Genomic DNA, 17,004 nt, shown 5'->3' on the forward strand with positions numbered 1-17,004 from the left:
GACTTGGGGGAATGCGCATGCGTGCAGTGATCGGGGCAATGCTGTTGCTCGGGCTGGCGATGGTCAGCGGGGTGGCGTCTGCCGGCAGCCGTGCCCAGGCACGCGCGCTGGAAACCACCCAGGCCGCCTACACCGCTGCGGTGCGCTGGAGCGATTTCGATGCCGCGCAGGGCTTTGTCGAGCCGACCTACGCCCAGGCGCATCCGCTCAGCGATCTGGAACGCTCGCGCTACGAACAGGTGCAGATCTCCGGCTACCGCGAGCTGCGGGTGGGCGAAGATGGCAACGGCGACCTGCGCCGCGAGGTCGAGCTGCGGGTGATCAACCGCAATACCCAGGCCGAGCGGCTGGTGCGCAGCATCGAGCTGTGGCGCTGGGATGCCGAGCGCAAACGCTGGTGGCTGGCCAGCGGCCTGCCCGATCTGTGGCAAGGCCAGTAGCCCGTGCCACCAGTGCCTGGCCGTCGCGCGCGCCAGCTGTGCGACAATTCCCGCCCGCTTGACTGACCCTGACCCCGTGAATTTCGAAGAGCTGCAGGCCTTTGTCGGCCGCAACCCCATGTTGTCACTGGCCCTGGTGGGCCTGACCATCGCCCTGATCGTCACCGAGGTCGCGCGCCTGTTCCGTGGGTATCGCGCACTCAAGCCGGCCGAGCTGACCCGTTTGATCAACAGCGAGAACGCGCTGGTGATCGACCTGTCGCCGACCGCCGATTTCGAAAAAGGCCATATCGCCGGCAGCCGCAACGTGGCGCTGGCCAAGTTCGACCCGGCCGGCAAGCTCCTCGCCAACGCCAAGTCCTCGCCCGTGGTGGTGGTGTGCCGCAATGGCAATGCCTCCGCGGGCGCGGCCAAGACGCTGAAGAAAGCCGGTTTCGAGCAGGTCTACTGGCTCGATGGCGGCGTGGCCGCCTGGCAGATGGCCGAGCTGCCGCTGGTCAAGGGCCGCGCCTGACCGCACCTTGTGAGGCGCCGGGCAAGTCCCCATTGCTGGCGTGAGAGACTCGCACTTTCACGTCTGCATCATTCAACGCTGCATCCACCGAACCGTTTCTGGAGTTAGGAATGTCCGACGAAATCATCAACGGCGCGGTTGCGCCGGCCGACGCCGCTGCTGGCCCCGCTTTCACCATCGAGAAGATTTACGTCAAGGACGTTTCCTTCGAATCGCCGAACGCGCCGTCCGTCTTCAATGACGCCAACCAGCCCGAGCTGCAGCTGAACCTCAACCAGAAGGTGCAGCGCCTCAACGACAACGCCTTCGAAGTGGTGCTGGCCGTGACCCTGACCTGCACCGCCGGTGGCAAGACCGCCTACGTGGCCGAAGTGCAGCAGGCCGGCGTGTTCGGCCTGGTCGGCCTGGAGCCGCAGGCGATCGACGTGCTGCTCGGCACCCAGTGCCCGAACATCCTGTTCCCGTACGTGCGCACCCTGGTCAGCGACCTGATCCAGGCCGGCGGCTTCCCGCCGTTCTACCTGCAGCCGATCAACTTCGAAGCGCTGTATGCAGAAACCCTGCGTCAGCGTTCGCAGGGCGAAGGCACCTCGCTGGCCGATTCCGAGCCGGCTGGCAACGCCTAAGCCTTGCGTGCGCCGATGAGCGATTCGACGCAGAAGATCGCCGTTCTCGGCGCCGGCTCCTGGGGCACGGCCCTGGCCGCGCTGCTCGCCAGGCACGGTCACCCGACCGTGCTCTGGGGACGCGATGCGGCGATGGTGGATACCATCGACCGCACCCACGAAAACGCGCGTTATCTGCCGGGGATTGCACTGCCCGAGAGCCTGCGCGCGACCACCGACCTGCAACTGGCCATTGCCGATGCCGGCTGGATCCTGGTCGTGGTGCCCTCGCACGCATTCACCGAGACGATCCGGTTGATCGCCCCGTTGCGTCCGGCCGGTGCCGGCGTTGCGTGGGCGACCAAGGGCTTCGAGCCCGGTTCCGGGCGGTTCCTGCACGAAGTGGCGCGCGACATCCTCGGTCCCGGCGTTCCGCTGGCCGTGGTGACCGGGCCGTCCTTCGCCAAGGAAGTCACGCTCGGCCTGCCGACCGCCATCACCGTGCACGGCGACGATGCGGCGTTTGCGCAGGTCGTGGCCGATGCCATGCATGGCCCCACCTTCCGCGCCTACACCGGCGATGACATGGTGGGCGCCGAGCTCGGTGGTGCGATGAAGAACGTGCTGGCGGTGGCCACCGGCGTGGCCGATGGCATGCAGCTCGGCCTCAACGCCCGTGCCGGCCTGATCACGCGCGGCTTGAATGAGATGCTGCGCCTGGCGGCGGCGATCGGTGCGCGGCCGGAGACATTGATGGGCCTGGCGGGTCTGGGCGATCTGGTGCTCACCTGCACCGGCGACCTGTCGCGCAACCGACGGCTGGGGCTGGCCCTGGGACGCGGACAGAGCCTGAACGATGCGATCCGCGAGATCGGCCAGGTGGTGGAATCGGTGCAGACCGCCGATGAAGTCATGCGTCAGGCCGAGCATCACGGCATCGAGCTGCCGATCTCCAACGCCGTGCGTGCGGTATTGCATGGCGAGATCACCCCGGAAGCAGGCTTGAAGGAATTGCTGGCACGCGAGCGCAAGCCCGAGTACCCGCAGACCTTGTTCACCTGATCGCGGCATCGCGCGTTGACGCGCTGCGCAGAAACAACAAAAAGCCCGGCATTGCCGGGCTTTTTGTTGGTGCCGATCGCAAAGGTTGGCGGCAAGCCGTAGCCGCTTGAGCGCGCTGGATCGTGCTTCTACAGCAGCCGCATTGCGCACATGCCGCTATAGCGCGATGTGCGCAGCGCCAGCCGATCGCCCAAAAGAAAGAAGCCCGGTCGGGGGACCGGGCTTCCAATGCAACGCGGGAGAGAGAGTCGCGTTGCAGTCAAACGTGCGGCTTACCAGCTGAAGCGCGGGCCGACCGACCATTCCTTGTTGCCGTCGCCATCCATACGGATGTCGCCGTTGATGCCCCAGTTCTGGTTCAACTTGACCTGGGCGCCGAGGCGGCCGTAGAAGTTGTCGCCGATGTCGATGCCGCGCTTCTTGGAGAAGTCTTCGTAGCCAGCCAGGGCGTAGACTTCGAAGTGCTCGCCGAAGGCGTTACGCAGGCCGGCTTCAACGCTGTAACCGTCGAAGCTGATGTTCGGGGTGTCCAGGTCCAGCTTGCGGTAGGCAACGCGAGCAACGAAGTCGGTGCTGGTGGCGATTTCCTGGTTGTAACCCACGCCGACGCCCCACTGCTGGAAGTCGGAGTTGGAGCTTTCGAACACGTTGTCGTTGTCGTCAGCGTTCTGCTTGCTGTAATCGCCGAACACGTGGAAGTTCGGAGCGACGGCGTAGGACGCCTTCACGCCCCAACCATCAGCGTCGCGGCCTTCGGTCGGGGTGCGCACGTAGTCGCCTTCGACGAAGTTGTAGGAGAGGTTTTCAGCAGCGGAGGCCGCAAACGGCAGGGCTGCGAGAAGGCCGAGGGCCAGCAGGGAATTCTTCATGATCGATACCTGTACTTATGGTTTGGGCCGGCGCTGAGGCGGATGCCGTTCGCTGCCGAGATGTAAATTCTCCGTTATTCGATGGAACGCGACATGAATTTTGGACTGACTGGTCCATGAATCATCGCGCCCAGTTCAGCTCCGCTTCCTTGTTATCAAATTGCAATGCGCGTAGCGCACGCGCAAAGCGTGATGCATTGGCGGTTACATCGCGTCGATGTGATGCGCATGTATAGAAGCGGCTGTTTTTCAGTGATTTTTACTGCGTTTGGAGCGTGCAAGCACATTGCGCTGACACTGTGACTGGGAGCATGCCAGGCTTGTCGAACAAGCGTGGAGCTGCATCGTGGCGAAGAAAAAGACGTTGGCGCGGTTTCTGGCCGAGACGCTGCAGAGCGCGGGGGTGGAGCGGATCTGGGGGTTGACCGGCGACAGCCTCAACGGCCTGACCGATGCCTTGCGCGAGATGCAGACGATCGAATGGATGCACGTGCGCCACGAAGAGGTGGCCGCGTTCGCTGCCGGCGCCGAGGCGGCGGTGACCGGCAAGCTGGCGGTGTGCGCGGGTAGCTGCGGGCCGGGCAACCTGCACTTGATCAACGGGCTGTTCGATTGCCATCGCAGCCGCCAGCCGGTGCTGGCGATCGCCGCGCATATTCCCTCGTCCGAGATCGGGCTGAACTATTTTCAGGAGACGCATCCGCAGGAACTGTTCCGCGAGTGCAGTCACTTTGTGGAATTGGTGACCAATCCGGCGCAGCTGCCGGAAGTGCTGCACCGGGCGATGCGTGCGGCCATCCTGCAGCAAGGCGTAGCGGTGGTGGTGATCCCCGGCGATATCGCACTGCTGGAAGTGGACAAGCACATTCCCACGGCCTGGCCGCAACTGCGCCAACCGCGCGTACTGCCGGCTCCCGAAGATGTGCAGCAACTGGCCACGCTGCTGCAGCAGAGCGAAGCGATCACGCTGTTGTGCGGCAGCGGCTGCGCGGGCGCACACGATGCGGTGGTGGCATTGGCCGACACCCTGGGCGCGCCGATCGTGCATGCCTTGCGCGGCAAGGAACACGTGGAGTGGGAGAACCCGTTCGATGTCGGCATGACCGGCCTGATCGGTTTCAGCTCCGGCTACCACGCAATGCTCAACTGCGACACCTTGATCATGCTGGGCACGGATTTCCCGTATCGGCAGTTCTACCCGAAGGACGCGACCATCGTGCAGGTGGACCGCGACCCGAGCGCGCTGGGGCGGCGTACGCCGTTGCAGCTGGGCATCGCAGCGGATGTGGGCGAAACCATCGCCGCCTTGCTGCCGCAGCTGCAGCGACGCGAGAAACGCGACTTCCTGGACAAGGCGCTGGCGCACTATCGCAAGGCGCGCGAGGGGCTGGACGATCTGGCGGTGCCGGCCGATCCAGGCGAGCCGCTGCATCCGCAATTCGTGGCGCGCATGATCAGCCAGATCGCCGACCAGGATGCGGTATTCACCTGCGATGTCGGCACGCCAACGGTGTGGGCCGCGCGCTATCTGCGCATGAACGGACAACGCCGCTTGCTCGGTTCGTTCAACCACGGTTCGATGGCCAATGCGATGCCGCAGGCGTTGGGTGCGCAGTCGGCGTATCCGGGCCGTCAGGTAGTTGCGCTGTCAGGTGATGGTGGTTTTGCGATGCTGATGGGCGATTTCATCTCGCTGGCGCAGCTGCGCCTGCCGGTGAAGATCGTGGTGTTCAACAATGCCTCGCTGGGATTCGTGGCGATGGAGATGAAGGCCGCCGGCTATCTGGACACCGGCACCGAGTTGCGCAATCCGGACTTCGCAGCGATGAGCAATGCGATGGGCATCCTGGGCATCCGGGTCGATGAGTCCGCGCAACTGGAGCGGGCGTTGCGGCAGGCCTTCGCGCACTCTGGTCCGGCGCTGGTGGATGTGCGCATCGCCACGCAGGAACTGGCGGTGCCGCCGGCAATCAAGCTGGAACAGGCCAAGGGCATGGGCCTGTATCTGCTCAAGGCAGTGATGAGCGGGCGTGGCGACGAGGTGATCGATCTGGTCAAGACCAACATGCGCTGACACAGTTACCGCGTTCTGAAACCGCACGTCTTTACCGGACCCTCGCATGCCTCGTTCGTTGTTACGCCAGTTGCTGCTGATTTGGGTGGTGATCCTGGCTGCCTGCGTGGGCGTGGCCACGATGTTGTATGGCCTGTACCGACAGACCGAAGGCGTGCGACTGGACGATGCGCGCCAGCAATTGACCGCGCAATGCGCACGCATCGTGCAGCGCTACGCCGGCGCGAGCGAGGCGGCGCGCAGCGGCGACAACGGCGCCGGGCTGGCCGCGGTGGTGGTGCAACTGGTGCTGGCCGATGCGCCCGGGGTGGAGGGCGGGGTGTGGAACCTCGACAAGGGATTCGTTGCCTACGCCTATCCCACCTACGACGGCAGCGATCACAAGACCGATATCCCGGCCGCCGAGTGGACCACGATCGTCAGTACCGCGCGGCAGAGTGCGGTGGGCAACAAGGCCGTGGATTTTCGTCGCGACGGCAGCCGCGAAGTGGTGTTGATCAGCGCCTGCCCATTGGCCGCGGGAACCGCCGCTTGGACCATGTCGCGGGTGCCGGCCAGCACCTCCGATGCCTGGCGGCCACTGGCGATCGGCATGCTGCTGATCTTCGCCATGGTGGCAATGTCGGCGATTGCCCTGGGCGTGGTGGTGCGGCGCTGGAGTCAGCGCCTGCAGCGCATCCAGCAGGCGCTAGCCGCCGATACCGAACTTCCGCAGATTCCGGTCACCGGCGCACCTGAGCTGGACCGGCTGGGCGCTGCGGTCAGCGATTACGCACAGCGCAATGCGCAGGCCTTGGCGCAGACGCGGCGGCTGGCCGACGAGCTGGCACGGCACGAGCGGCTGGCCGCACTCGGGCGCCTGACCGCCACGGTGGCGCATGAGATTCGCAACCCCATCGCCACGATGCGCCTGGCCGTGGAGAACGAAATCGCCACGCGCCAGGGCACGCCGGACGATGCCGCGCACGCTGAGCTGATGCTGGGGCAGATCCGTCGCCTGGATGGGGTGGTCGAAAGTCTGCTCGGCATGGTGCAGCCGATCCGGCTGCAGCTGGAGACGGTGGTGGTGCAGGACTGGCTGGCGAGCTTGCTCGATCCTGCCGTGCTGCCGCCGGGCGCGCCGGCGCCACAGCTGCGCGTCCCGGACGCGCCGCTGCAGTGGATGCTCGATCCGCAGCAGCTCGGCCGTGCCGTACACAATCTGCTGCGCAACGCGCTCCAGCACGCCGATGCAGGCAGCGCGGTGACACTGGAGGCCAGCGCCAGCGATGGGTTGCTGCAACTACGGGTGAGCAATCGTGGCGCGGCCATCGCCGATGCCATCGCTTCGCAATTGTTCGAGCCGTTCGTCAGCGGTCGCGCCGACGGCAATGGCCTGGGGCTTGCGCTGGTGCGCGAGATCGCCCGTGCACATGGCGGGCAGGTGCGTTATGCACACGCCGACGGTATGACCCATTTCATTCTGGAGCTGCCATGGCGCGCATCCTGATCATCGACGACGATGCGGCGTTTCTGGCCACCTTGCAGGCAACGCTGCGCTCGCTCGGCCATACGGTGATCGCGGTCGACAACGGCGCCGATGGTTTGCTGCGCCTGAACGAGGGCGGCATCGAGCTGGCGTTCGTGGACTTCCGCATGCCCGGCATGGACGGAATCCAGGTGCTGCGTGCGCGTGCGGACGATCCCCGCGCGCGCCAGGTGCCGCTGGTGATGCTCACCGCGTACGCCTCCAGCGGCAACACCATCGAAGCGATGACGCTGGGTGCGTTCGATCACCTGGTCAAGCCGGTGGGGCGTGCGGATATCGTCGAGGTGGTGGAGCGTGCATTGGCAAGTCGCGCCGATGCCGATGCCGATGCCGATGCCGCAGCGAGCGGACCACCCGACGACGACGACGGCCTGGTCGGCCACAGTCCGGCGATGCGTACCGTGCATAAACGCATCGGGCTGGCGGCAGCTTCCGATCTGCCGGTGTTGATCACCGGCGAAACCGGTACCGGCAAGGAGCTGGTCGCGCGCGCCCTGCATCGCGCCAGCGCACGCGCAGATGCGGCGTTCGTGGCAGTCAATTGTGCGGCGATCCCGTTGGAGTTGATGGAAAGCGAATTGTTCGGCCATCGCAAGGGCGCCTTTTCCGGGGCGACCAGCGACCGCATCGGCCTGATTCGCGAAGCCGATGGCGGCACGTTGTTCCTGGACGAGATCGGCGACATGCCGCTGCCGATGCAGGCCAAGTTGTTGCGCTTCCTGCAGGAAGGCGAAGTGACGCCGCTGGGCGGGCGCGGCGCGCAGAAGGTGGATGTGCGCGTGCTGGCGGCCACGCATCGCGATCTGGCGGCGTGGGTGGCGGCAGGACAGTTCCGCAGCGATCTGCGCTATCGCCTCAATGTGGTGCCGATCGAACTGCCGCCGCTGCGCGAACGCGGGCAGGACATCGTGCTGCTTGCGCAGTATTTCCTGCGCAGCGGCGAAGGCGCGGCGCGTGCGTTGTCGGCGGACGCGCAAGCGCGGCTGCTGGCCTACCCGTGGCCCGGTAACGTGCGCGAGCTGCGTAACGTCATGCAACGCAGCCAGCTGCTGGTGCGCGGCCACGGCATCGTTGCCGCGGATCTGGACGACGCGCTCGAGTACGATGCCGAGCAGCACACGACGACAGCGCCACCGGAAGGCACCTTGCCCGAGGCGGTGGCGCGGCTGGAAAGGCAGATGATCCAGGACGCCTTGGCGCACAGTGGCGGCAACCGCGCCGAAGCCGCGCGCCGGCTCGGCATTCATCGCCAGCTGCTGTACCGCAAGCTCGATGAGTACGGCCTGCAGTAGGCGCAGCGATCACCGGACGCGATGGTTGCAGGCTGCCGCCTCGGTCACGACGCAATACGCGCACAGCAGCACGTGCACCTGTTGTCATGCGCACCTGTTGGTTGCATGTCGCCGCTGCCACTCGCAGCATTGGCTACGGCCTTGCACCAGCAACCGGCGCAGCCGGAAAGCGCAGCACCACGCGTTCGAAATCCAGCCCGGACATCGGCACGCGCACCCCGCCGACGAGCGTGCCCGGCACATTCTTGTCTTGCAGGGTCGGACGCACAACCGAGCTGCAAAGTGTCTGCAAAGCGGACAGTGGTGGATGAAACGCAGACGACTGTCCGCGCGCGTGCAGACAAAAAACCCTTATAAAACAACGGACTCGCCGTTGGCACGATTGCTGCTTTATCTCCAGGGCGAGCGGCGCTCCTGCCGCGTTGGAGACATCACATGATTCGTCAGACCGCACTTGCTTTCGCACTGGCCTGCAGCGTGGCGACCGCTGCCGCGCAGGCTCCCACACCGCCGGCAGCACCGATGGCGCCGCGCGCGCCGGTCGGCACGCCACCGCCGGCTCCGCCGGTGCCGCCCGCACCGCCTGCGCCGTTGGCCGCCACCCCGGTGCGCATCACCGGCACGGTCGAGCGCTTCATGCTCAATCCCAATGGCGAGGTCGACGGCCTGTGGTTGCGCGATGGCACCCAGGTGGCGTTTGCACCGCATCTGTCCGCACAGTTGCAGGCTGCGGTGCGCCGGGGCGATACGGTGAGCGTGCAGGGCTATCGCCTGGGCAGCCTGCCGGTGCTGCGCGCCAGCAGCATCCGCTCCAATCGTGGTGGGCGCGAAGTGGTCGACCAGCCGCCGGCGGGCGCCATGCCGCCGGCGCCGCCAGCGCCTGCTGCGTTGACGCCGTTGCAGGCGGAAGGACGCATCGAGCGCTTGGTCTACGGCCCGGGTGGCGAGACCAATGGCGCGTTGCTGAGCGATGGCACGCTGGTGCGGATGCCGCCGCATCTGGCGCTGCAGTTCGGCGATCTGTTGCGGGCCGGCGCGCCATTGAGCGTGAGCGGCTTCGGGGTTGCCACCGCCAACGGCCGCGCCATCGAAGCCACCCAACTGGGCCGCGATCGCGCCTCGCAGCGTGCGCTGTTCAGCCCGCCGCGCCCGGACGGCCCGGTGCCGCCCGCACCACCTGCCCCGCCTGTCCCGCCGGCCGCACCGCCAGCGCCGGCTCCGGCGCCGCGTTGATCCAGGGCGCCGCCGTCCGCGCGGCGGCGCTTACCCGTCGCGTTCCCCTCTACGCGCCTGTTCACCACGCCGCGTGCGTGGCGACGGACGCGGCTTGCCGGCATCGGCCGGTTCTCACTTCTCTGGAGTTTTTCATGCATTGGGTCGACCCTGATTTCCTTCCCGAAACCCGCGGCACGCTGGCGCGCTTTCTGCTCAATCCCAAGGCCGATATCGACGGCCTGCTGCTGACCGACGGCACCGAGGTGCACACGCCGCCGCACCTGTCCGCCGCCTTGCTCAAGGCACTCAAGCCCGGCAGCGCCTTGAGCGTGCGTGGCCTCAAGCCGCGCGATGTGGACATGCTGGTGGCCCTGGCGATCGATCCGGAGGGCGGCAAGCGTATCGTCGATGAGGGCCCGCACGGGCCGCATGCCAAGCCCAAGCCCAAACCGCCCGCCGGCAAGCCGCCCAAGCCGCAGCTCACCCAGCACAGCGGCACCATCGCGCGCCTGCTGCACGGCCCGCACGGGCAGGTGCATGGCGTGTTGCTGGACGACGAGGTCACGGTGCGGTTCCCACCGCATGCCGGAGAGGACTTCGCCAAGCAGCTGGTGGTCGGCAAGACGCTGGTGGCCGAAGGCGATACCAGGACGACCCCGCACGGGGTGCTGGTCCACGCGCATGCCTTGGGCGCCAAGGCCGCGTCGCTGAAGCAGATCGAGCATCCGCATGGTCCGGGTGCGCATAAGCCGAAGCCGAAGTCGAAGCCGAAGCCGAAGCACTAGCAGCCTGCAATGCGACTGCCGTGCTGGCGCCGTGCGACTGCAATTGGGTCGCACATGCAGGCCGGCGCGCGCAGTCGCCTTTCATCGTTTCGTGGAGAGCGCCGATGCGCATGAGCACACCGCGTCCCCGTGGCAGCCGCGCACTGGAGGCGCTGCATTTCAGCGTGGCCGATGTGCAGGACGGGCTGGGGCCATTTCTCAGCGTGTTCCTGCAATCCAGGGGCTGGTCGGTGGCGGCGATCGGCACGGTGATGAGCGTGGGCGGCATCGCCGGCATGCTCGCCACCACCCCGGCCGGTGCACTGGTCGATAGCACCCGGCGCAAGCGCGCCGTGGTGGTGGTCGGTTGCCTGGCGATCCTGTTGGCCACGGCGCTGATCTGGCTGCATCCGACCTCCTCCGGTGTGGTCACCGCGCAGATCGTCTCGGCGTTGGCGGCAGCCGGCATCGGCCCGGCACTCACCGGCATCACCTTGGGGCTGGTGCACGCGCGCGGATTCGATCATCAACTGGCGCGCAATCAGGTCGCCAACCACGCCGGCAACATGCTGGCCGCGGTGCTGGCCGGCTGGCTGGGCTGGCGCTACGGGTTTGCGGCGGTGTTCGTGCTCACCGCCGCGTTCGGTGTGCTGGCGATCGCGGCGGTGCTGCTGATTCCGTCTGCGGCCATCGACCATCGTGCCGCGCGCGGCCTGGGCCACGCCGACGGCGCGGACACCCTCAGCGGCTGGCGGGTGTTGCTGACCTGCCGGCCACTGGCCTTGCTGGCCATCACCCTGGGGCTGTTCCACCTGGGCAATGCGGCGATGCTGCCGCTCTACGGCATGGCCATCGTGGCCGCGCATGCGGGCGATGCGAGTGCGCTGACGGCGACCACCATCGTGGTCGCGCAGGCCACGATGGTGGTGGTGGCGTTGCTGGCGATGCGCTGGATCCGCGTGCACGGGCATTGGTGGGTGCTGCTGGTGGCCTTCATGGCTTTGCCGCTGCGTGCATTGGTGGCAGCGTCGCTGATCCATGGCTGGGGCGTGTTTCCGGTGCAGATCCTCGACGGACTCGGCGCCGGCCTGCAGGCCGTGGTGGTGCCGGCACTGGTGGCGCGATTGCTGCAGGGCACCGGGCGCGTCAATGTCGGCCAGGGCGCGGTGATGACGGTGCAAGGTGTGGGCGCGGCGCTGAGCCCGGCCTTGGGCGGCTGGCTGGCGCACGCCTTCGGCTATCGCATCGCGTTTCTGGCGCTGGGCGCCATCGCCTTGCTGGCGGTGGCGCTCTGGGCAGGCTGCCGCGGCATGTTGCAGGCAGCGACCGATGCCCAGGTGATGCAGTGAGGTCATGGCAGCGGCGCGGAGCAGCACGCAAACGGCAACGCCCGCGACTGACGTACGCGCGGAGCACGCGTTGAGTGACAGACCGGTACGGGAACCATGCTGCGGGCCGGGATCGGGGCGGACGGTGCCGCAGTCAGCCAGCCGTCTGCATCGCCACGGTTATCGGCCGCCGCTGAAGTCCCACTGACGCCACGCTTCGAACACCATCACCGCAACGGTGTTGGACAGATTGAGGCTGCGGTTGTCCGGGCGCATCGGCAGGCGCAGCCGGTGCTGTGGCGGGATCGACTCCAGCACGTCGGCGGGCAAGCCGCGTGTCTCCGGGCCAAACAGGAAAGCATCGCCATCGGCAAATTGCGGTGTGTCGTAACGCACGGTGCTGCGCGTACTCAGTGCAAACACGCGCTTGGGCGCGATCGCGGCCAGGGCGGTGGGCAGGTCGGCATGCACCTGCAGGCTTGCGTATTCGTGATAGTCCAGGCCGGCGCGTTTGAGCTGCTTGTCGCTGAGGTCGAAGCCGAGCGGCTCGATCAGGTGCAGGCGCGCGCCGGTGTTGGCGCACAGGCGAATCACATTGCCCGTATTGGGCGGAATTTCCGGCTGAAACAGGATGACATCGAGGACGGGGGCTGACATGCGCGCAGTGTAGCTGCGCGCGTGCTCAAAGGCTGATGGCGGCGTTGACCAGCGCTTCCAGTTCGACCGGCGACGGCTGCAGCTGCGGCACCGGCAGGTTGACGATGACCTGGCCCATCAGCGCGCCGATGGCGGCAGCAGCCTGGCCGGCGGTGCTCTGCGCGCTGGCAGCGGCGTTGCGGGTCACCAGGTCGGCGCGCTGGTCGGCGGACGGACGCACCTGCACCGCAGCGAGGGTGAGGATGCGCGGGCCGGCCTGCTCGGCGGCGAGGGCGGCCAGCTGCTCGGCCGACGGACGCACCTGCACGGCGGCCAGGGTAGGGATGTCGCTGTTGCGCTCCAGCGCCTGCTGGGCGATCTGGTCGGCAGACGGGCGGACCTGCACGGTGTCCAGCGTGGTCAGGCTGGCGGCCTGGGCGAAACCGGCCAGGGCGGTACCGGCAAACAGGGCGGCGGAGAGGGCGATGCGCAGGGTCTGGGTCTTCATGGCGAGGTCTCTTGGTGTGGGTGATCAGTGGTGTGGTAGTAATGTAGTACACCGTTTCGGTAAGTGCAATAACTTTCGCGGCGCAGTTTTATTTATTCAGCTGGCAGTCATTTTAATTGATCGAGGTCGCTTCCCGCTGCTTGCCCATGCCATGCAGCAAACCGCGTGCCAGTTGCAGTGGATTGTTTTTAAAGGGATTTGTGCGCCGCAGCGGTGTCCGCGTCCGGACACCCGGACGCGGTTGCGGGCGCCGGACACCGGCCGAAGCGAGAGAACACGACGATCTGCTTGGTGTTCAGCGCGCTGAATGCGTGGCATGCGGCGGCGCAGCGCACGCCGATCGCCGGCCGGCAACTGCGGCACAATCCGGCTTCGTCCTCAGGTGTCTAAGACTTATGCGCGTGCTGATGCTGTCTGTTCTGGTTGCCACCACTGCCACGGCCTGTACCTGGGTGCCGATCGAGCAAAGCGGCAAAGGCGTGCAGGTGCTGCCCGCAGGCCCTGTGCCAGCTGGCTGTCAGCAGCAGGGCGAGGTGGTGGTGTCGGTCAAGAGCAAGGTCGGCTTCTACAACCGCAACCCATTGCGGGTGCAGGAAGAACTGGAAACGCTGGCACGCAACGAGGCGCCGGGCGCCAATGCCAATACGGTCCAGGCGCAGGGTCAGCCGGCCGATGGCAGCCAGCGCTTCAACGCCTTCCGCTGTCCGCCGCGCTGAACCGTTGGGCTGGGGCGCGGCCGCTGCAATTGTAAAGATGCGGTAAAACCAGCCAGCGGCTAGACTAGCGCCCCCTCGCCTGACGCCATGGCGCTACTTCGATGCTCTTCCAGAATGTCTCCATCGCGGGACTGGCGCATATTGATGCGCCGCACACGCTGACTTCCAAGGAAATCAACGAGCGCCTGCAACCGACCTACGACCGCCTCGGGATCAGAACCGACGTGTTGGGCGACGTTGCCGGCATCCATGCACGGCGCTTGTGGGACCAGGATGTCCAGGCCTCGGACGCCGCCACCCAGGCCGCGCGCAAGGCACTGCTCGACGCCGGCATCGGCATCGAGAAGATTGGCCTGCTGGTCAACACCTCGGTGAGCCGCGACTACCTGGAGCCGTCCACCGCCTCCATCGTGTCCGGCAACCTCGGGGTCGGCGACCATTGCGTCACCTTTGACGTCGCCAACGCCTGCCTTGCCTTCATCAACGGCATGGACATCGCCGCCCGCATGCTTGAGCGCGGCGAGATCGACTATGCGCTGGTCGTCGATGGCGAAACCGCCAACCTGGTGTACGAAAAGACCCTCGAGCGCATGACCTCGCCCGACGTCACCGAAGAAGAGTTCCGCAATGAACTCGCTGCGCTGACCTTGGGCTGCGGTGCCGCAGCGATGGTGATGGCGCGCACCGAGCTGGTGCCCGACGCCCCGCGCTACAAGGGTGGCGTGACCCGCTCGGCCACCGAATGGAACAAGCTGTGCCGCGGCAACCTGGACCGCATGGTCACCGACACCCGCCTGCTGCTGATCGAAGGCATCAAGCTGGCACAGAAGACCTTCCTGGCCGCCAAGCAGGCGATGGGCTGGGCAGTGGACGAGCTGGACCAGTTCGTCATCCATCAGGTCAGCCGCCCGCATACCGCCTCGTTCGTGAAGTCGTTCGGCATCGACCCGGCCAAGGTCATGACCATTTTCGGCGAACACGGCAACATCGGCCCGGCTTCAGTCCCGATCGTGCTGAGCAAGCTCAAGGAGCTCGGCCGCTTGAAGAAGGGCGACCGCATCGCGTTGATGGGGATTGGTTCTGGCCTGAACTGCTCGATGGCGGAAGTGGTCTGGTAATGCGTGTGATAGTGCCCGGCCGATGCTCTTGCACGCCGGGCAATATCGCTGCTTAAGTAAAAAAGTGGTATCTAAGTTTCCTTGCAGGAATAGTTGCGGTCTGTAAGGAAAGACGATGGCTCAGCGCATCACTGGACACTATGTTGCTGGCGCTCTCGCAGGGAGCCGTTACCAGGCGTTCGTCCCTGATCCGTTGCCGCCAGTGCCGGCACTGGATTTCGCACAGGCCGAACTGGTGGCGCGCAAAGAGCGCGCCGACCAGGCATTGGGGCGACTGGACGGCATCACGCTGATGCTGCCGGACCCGGAGCTGTTTCTCTATCAGTACATCCGCAAGGAAGCCTTGCTGTCGTCCCAGATCGAAGGAACCCAGTCATCGCTCTCGGACCTGTTGCTGTTCGAGATGGATGCGGCACCGGGCGTGCATGTCGACGATGTCGAAGAAGTGTCCAACTATGTCGCGGCCCTCAACCATGGTTTGCGGCGCCTGCGCGAGGACGATTTCCCGCTGTCGCTGCGTTTGATCCGCGAGATGCATGCGCTATTGCTGCAGGGCGGGCGTGGAGCCGGCAAGCAGCCAGGTGAATTCCGCCGGAGTCAGGTGTGGGTAGGCGGGGCCTCGCCTGCACTTGCGCACTTTGTTCCGCCACCGCCAGATGCATTGCCCGACGCGCTGTCGGCACTCGAACAGTTTCTGCATGCGCCGCAGGGGCAGATGCCGCCGTTGGTGAAGGCGGCGCTTGCCCACGTGCAGTTCGAAACCATCCATCCCTTCAGCGATGGCAATGGGCGCCTGGGACGGCTGTTGATTACCTTGATCCTGTGCAGCGAAGGCGTGCTGCGGGAGCCCAGCCTGTATCTGAGCCTGTATTTCAAGCGCCGTCGTGCCGATTACTACGATCGCCTCAATGCGGTGCGACTCAACGGTGACTGGGAAGGATGGCTGGGTTTCTTTCTGGATGGTGTGGCAGAGACCGCGCAACAAGCCGTCGACACCGCGCAGCGCCTGCTGGCACTGTTGGCACGTGATCGGGCCCGCATTGCGGCTTTGGGCCAGCGAGCAGGTAACGTCGGCCTGGTGTTTGAGCAGTTCGCGCGGCGCGTGGTGTTGGCAGTGCCGCAGGTGGCGCCCGCCCTGTCGTTGAGTGCGCCCACCATCCGTGCTGCGGTACGCACCCTGCAGGAGCTGGAAATCGTCAACGAACTCACCGGCCAGCAGCGGCATCGTATTTTTGCCTATCACGCCTATCTCGACATCCTCAGCGAAGGGGCGCAGCCGCTGTGAGCGATGCGTTTGCGCACGGCTGTTGCCGACGATGCAGAGACATCCAGCGTATTTTCGATACTGTCGTGGCGATGTAGCTGGCGACTTGCCACTCACCCAGTCCAAGCTTCAGCAAATAGAGAGATCCATGAACTACCCCGGCTATCCCTTCACTCCCCAGCGCCTTGAGGTGCGTCCCGGCATTGCGATGTCGTATCTGGACGAAGGTCCGCGCGATGGCGAGGTGGTCGTGATGCTGCACGGCAATCCGTCGTGGAGTTATCTGTGGCGGCACCTGGTGAGTGGCCTGTCGGATCGTTACCGCTGCATCGTGCCGGACCATATCGGCATGGGGCTGTCCGACAAGCCGGACGATGCACCCGACGCGCGGCCGCGTTACGACTACACGCTGCAGTCGCGCGTGGATGATCTGGACACGCTGTTGCGGCATCTGGGCATCACCGGCCCGGTCACGCTGGCGGTGCACGACTGGGGCGGCATGATCGGGTTCGGCTGGGCGTTGTCACATCATGCGCAGGTCAAGCGGCTGGTGATCACCAATACCGCTGCGTTCCCGTTGCCGCCGGAAAAACCGATGCCGTGGCAGATCGCGATGGGTCGGCATTGGAGGCCGGGCGAGTGGTTCATCCGCACGTTCAATGCGTTTTCCTCCGGCGCGTCCTGGTTCGGCGTGTCGCGGCGGATGCCGGCGGAGGTGCGTCGCGCCTATGTGGCGCCCTACAACAATTGGCGCAACCGCATCTCCACCATCCGCTTCATGCAGGATATTCCGCTGTCGCCCGCCGACCAGGCCTGGTCACTGCTGGAGCGCTCGGCGCAGGCATTGCCGTCGTTCGCCGATCGCCCGGCGTTCATCGCCTGGGGCCTGCGCGATATCTGCTTCGACAAGCACTTCCTGGCCGGCTTTCGCAAGGCATTGCCGAATGCCGAGGTCACCGCGTTCAACGATGCCAATCACTACGTGCTGGAAGACAAGCATGAAGTGCTGGTGCCGGCGATTCGTGCGTTTCTGGAGCGCAATCCGCTGTAAGCGCTGCTGGCATCGCCGCG

Annotated in this window: 18 protein-coding genes; 14 read left to right on the plus strand and 4 right to left on the minus strand. The window is 66.0% G+C overall.

The window, feature by feature from the left end; translation table 11 throughout:
- The first annotated feature begins 17 nt into the window (after positions 1–17).
- From ACCQ04_RS01010 to ACCQ04_RS01025, 4 genes are all read left to right on the plus strand, one after another.
- Entirely contained in the window at positions 18–440 is a 423-nt protein-coding gene (locus tag ACCQ04_RS01010; protein WP_039518349.1) for a hypothetical protein, read from the plus strand.
- Positions 441–516: 76 nt separating this feature from the next.
- The gene (locus ACCQ04_RS01015; protein ID WP_016903395.1) at positions 517–954 is read left to right on the plus strand and encodes a rhodanese-like domain-containing protein; all 438 of its coding nucleotides are present in this window, start codon (positions 517–519) and stop codon (positions 952–954) included.
- Positions 955–1,064: 110 nt separating this feature from the next.
- On the plus strand, positions 1,065–1,580 hold the full coding sequence (gene secB, locus ACCQ04_RS01020) for a protein-export chaperone SecB (protein WP_016903394.1): 516 nt from the start codon (positions 1,065–1,067) through the stop codon (positions 1,578–1,580).
- Positions 1,581–1,595: 15 nt separating this feature from the next.
- Entirely contained in the window at positions 1,596–2,621 is a 1,026-nt protein-coding gene (locus tag ACCQ04_RS01025; RefSeq protein ID WP_026064544.1) for an NAD(P)H-dependent glycerol-3-phosphate dehydrogenase, read from the plus strand.
- Positions 2,622–2,893: 272 nt separating this feature from the next.
- On the opposite strand, the gene ACCQ04_RS01030 is transcribed toward ACCQ04_RS01025, so the two are convergent.
- Entirely contained in the window at positions 2,894–3,490 is a 597-nt protein-coding gene (locus tag ACCQ04_RS01030; protein ID WP_016904049.1) for an OmpO family porin, read from the minus strand.
- Between the two features lie 364 nt (positions 3,491–3,854).
- On the opposite strand from ACCQ04_RS01030, the gene poxB reads away from it, so the two are divergent.
- Genes poxB through ACCQ04_RS01045 form a run of 3 tightly spaced genes read left to right on the plus strand, consistent with a single transcriptional unit; the run spans position 3,855 to position 8,384 of the window.
- The gene (gene poxB, locus ACCQ04_RS01035) at positions 3,855–5,564 is read left to right on the plus strand and encodes a ubiquinone-dependent pyruvate dehydrogenase (protein ID WP_226427154.1); all 1,710 of its coding nucleotides are present in this window, start codon (positions 3,855–3,857) and stop codon (positions 5,562–5,564) included.
- A 46-nt stretch (positions 5,565–5,610) separates the two neighbouring features.
- Positions 5,611–7,053, plus strand: a complete 1,443-nt coding sequence (locus ACCQ04_RS01040; protein WP_065033157.1) for a sensor histidine kinase — start codon at positions 5,611–5,613, stop codon at positions 7,051–7,053.
- Positions 7,038–8,384, plus strand: a complete 1,347-nt coding sequence (locus ACCQ04_RS01045; RefSeq protein WP_226427059.1) for a sigma-54-dependent transcriptional regulator — start codon at positions 7,038–7,040, stop codon at positions 8,382–8,384. The genes ACCQ04_RS01040 and ACCQ04_RS01045 overlap by 16 nt, the downstream gene beginning before the upstream one ends.
- 133 nt (positions 8,385–8,517) lie before the next feature.
- Here ACCQ04_RS01045 and ACCQ04_RS01050 read toward each other — a convergent pair whose 3' ends face one another.
- On the minus strand, positions 8,518–8,652 hold the full coding sequence (locus ACCQ04_RS01050; protein WP_255618495.1) for a hypothetical protein: 135 nt from the start codon (positions 8,650–8,652) through the stop codon (positions 8,518–8,520).
- A 167-nt stretch (positions 8,653–8,819) separates the two neighbouring features.
- Here ACCQ04_RS01050 and ACCQ04_RS01055 point away from each other — a divergent pair, with 167 nt between their 5' ends.
- From ACCQ04_RS01055 to ACCQ04_RS01065, 3 genes are all read left to right on the plus strand, one after another.
- Entirely contained in the window at positions 8,820–9,617 is a 798-nt protein-coding gene (locus tag ACCQ04_RS01055) for a hypothetical protein (protein WP_102255380.1), read from the plus strand.
- A gap of 134 nt (positions 9,618–9,751) precedes the next feature.
- Complete coding sequence (locus ACCQ04_RS01060; RefSeq protein ID WP_226427058.1) at positions 9,752–10,384, plus strand: hypothetical protein; 633 nt, start codon at positions 9,752–9,754, stop codon at positions 10,382–10,384.
- Positions 10,385–10,488: 104 nt separating this feature from the next.
- Positions 10,489–11,712 carry an MFS transporter gene (locus ACCQ04_RS01065; RefSeq protein WP_046345326.1) on the plus strand — a complete coding sequence of 408 codons (1,224 nt, stop codon included), beginning with the start codon at positions 10,489–10,491 and terminating at the stop codon, positions 11,710–11,712.
- A 159-nt stretch (positions 11,713–11,871) separates the two neighbouring features.
- Here the strand turns inward: ACCQ04_RS01065 and ACCQ04_RS01070 are convergent, their stop codons facing one another.
- Together ACCQ04_RS01070 and ACCQ04_RS01075 are read right to left on the minus strand one after the other, a co-directional pair.
- Complete coding sequence (locus ACCQ04_RS01070) at positions 11,872–12,348, minus strand: tRNA (cytidine(34)-2'-O)-methyltransferase (protein ID WP_039517704.1); 477 nt, start codon at positions 12,346–12,348, stop codon at positions 11,872–11,874.
- 25 nt (positions 12,349–12,373) lie between these two features.
- A complete protein-coding gene (locus ACCQ04_RS01075) occupies positions 12,374–12,835 on the minus strand; it encodes an XAC0231 family protein (RefSeq protein WP_102250741.1) in 462 nt (153 codons plus the stop codon).
- 395 nt (positions 12,836–13,230) lie between these two features.
- Between ACCQ04_RS01075 and ACCQ04_RS01080 the strand changes: the two genes are divergently transcribed.
- From ACCQ04_RS01080 to ACCQ04_RS01095, 4 genes are all read left to right on the plus strand, one after another.
- The gene (locus tag ACCQ04_RS01080) at positions 13,231–13,551 is read left to right on the plus strand and encodes a DUF4156 domain-containing protein (protein ID WP_016903993.1); all 321 of its coding nucleotides are present in this window, start codon (positions 13,231–13,233) and stop codon (positions 13,549–13,551) included.
- Positions 13,552–13,652: 101 nt separating this feature from the next.
- A complete protein-coding gene (locus ACCQ04_RS01085; protein WP_016903994.1) occupies positions 13,653–14,669 on the plus strand; it encodes a 3-oxoacyl-ACP synthase III in 1,017 nt (338 codons plus the stop codon).
- A gap of 115 nt (positions 14,670–14,784) precedes the next feature.
- The gene (locus ACCQ04_RS01090; protein WP_181141022.1) at positions 14,785–15,954 is read left to right on the plus strand and encodes a Fic family protein; all 1,170 of its coding nucleotides are present in this window, start codon (positions 14,785–14,787) and stop codon (positions 15,952–15,954) included.
- A gap of 127 nt (positions 15,955–16,081) precedes the next feature.
- Positions 16,082–16,984 carry an alpha/beta fold hydrolase gene (locus ACCQ04_RS01095; protein ID WP_226427057.1) on the plus strand — a complete coding sequence of 301 codons (903 nt, stop codon included), beginning with the start codon at positions 16,082–16,084 and terminating at the stop codon, positions 16,982–16,984.
- The last annotated feature ends 20 nt before the right edge of the window (positions 16,985–17,004 follow it).

It is taken from the genome of Xanthomonas sp. NCPPB 2866, from assembly GCF_041475745.2.
In the GTDB taxonomy this organism is placed as follows: domain Bacteria; phylum Pseudomonadota; class Gammaproteobacteria; order Xanthomonadales; family Xanthomonadaceae; genus Xanthomonas; species Xanthomonas arboricola.

Bases quoted from the DNA above. Each gene is read 5' to 3' on its own strand.
- ACCQ04_RS01010 (WP_039518349.1), top strand. From the start codon at position 18: ATGCGTGCAGTGATCGGGGCAATGCTGTTGCTCGGGCTGGCGATGGTC.
- secB (WP_016903394.1), top strand. From the start codon at position 1,065: ATGTCCGACGAAATCATCAACGGCGCGGTTGCGCCGGCCGACGCCGCT.
- ACCQ04_RS01025 (WP_026064544.1), top strand. From the start codon at position 1,596: ATGAGCGATTCGACGCAGAAGATCGCCGTTCTCGGCGCCGGCTCCTGG.
- ACCQ04_RS01030 (WP_016904049.1), bottom strand. From the start codon at position 3,490: ATGAAGAATTCCCTGCTGGCCCTCGGCCTTCTCGCAGCCCTGCCGTTT.
- ACCQ04_RS01040 (WP_065033157.1), top strand. From the start codon at position 5,611: ATGCCTCGTTCGTTGTTACGCCAGTTGCTGCTGATTTGGGTGGTGATC.
- ACCQ04_RS01045 (WP_226427059.1), top strand. From the start codon at position 7,038: ATGGCGCGCATCCTGATCATCGACGACGATGCGGCGTTTCTGGCCACC.
- ACCQ04_RS01055 (WP_102255380.1), top strand. From the start codon at position 8,820: ATGATTCGTCAGACCGCACTTGCTTTCGCACTGGCCTGCAGCGTGGCG.
- ACCQ04_RS01060 (WP_226427058.1), top strand. From the start codon at position 9,752: ATGCATTGGGTCGACCCTGATTTCCTTCCCGAAACCCGCGGCACGCTG.
- ACCQ04_RS01065 (WP_046345326.1), top strand. From the start codon at position 10,489: ATGCGCATGAGCACACCGCGTCCCCGTGGCAGCCGCGCACTGGAGGCG.
- ACCQ04_RS01070 (WP_039517704.1), bottom strand. From the start codon at position 12,348: ATGTCAGCCCCCGTCCTCGATGTCATCCTGTTTCAGCCGGAAATTCCG.
- ACCQ04_RS01075 (WP_102250741.1), bottom strand. From the start codon at position 12,835: ATGAAGACCCAGACCCTGCGCATCGCCCTCTCCGCCGCCCTGTTTGCC.
- ACCQ04_RS01080 (WP_016903993.1), top strand. From the start codon at position 13,231: ATGCGCGTGCTGATGCTGTCTGTTCTGGTTGCCACCACTGCCACGGCC.
- ACCQ04_RS01085 (WP_016903994.1), top strand. From the start codon at position 13,653: ATGCTCTTCCAGAATGTCTCCATCGCGGGACTGGCGCATATTGATGCG.
- ACCQ04_RS01090 (WP_181141022.1), top strand. From the start codon at position 14,785: ATGGCTCAGCGCATCACTGGACACTATGTTGCTGGCGCTCTCGCAGGG.
- ACCQ04_RS01095 (WP_226427057.1), top strand. From the start codon at position 16,082: ATGAACTACCCCGGCTATCCCTTCACTCCCCAGCGCCTTGAGGTGCGT.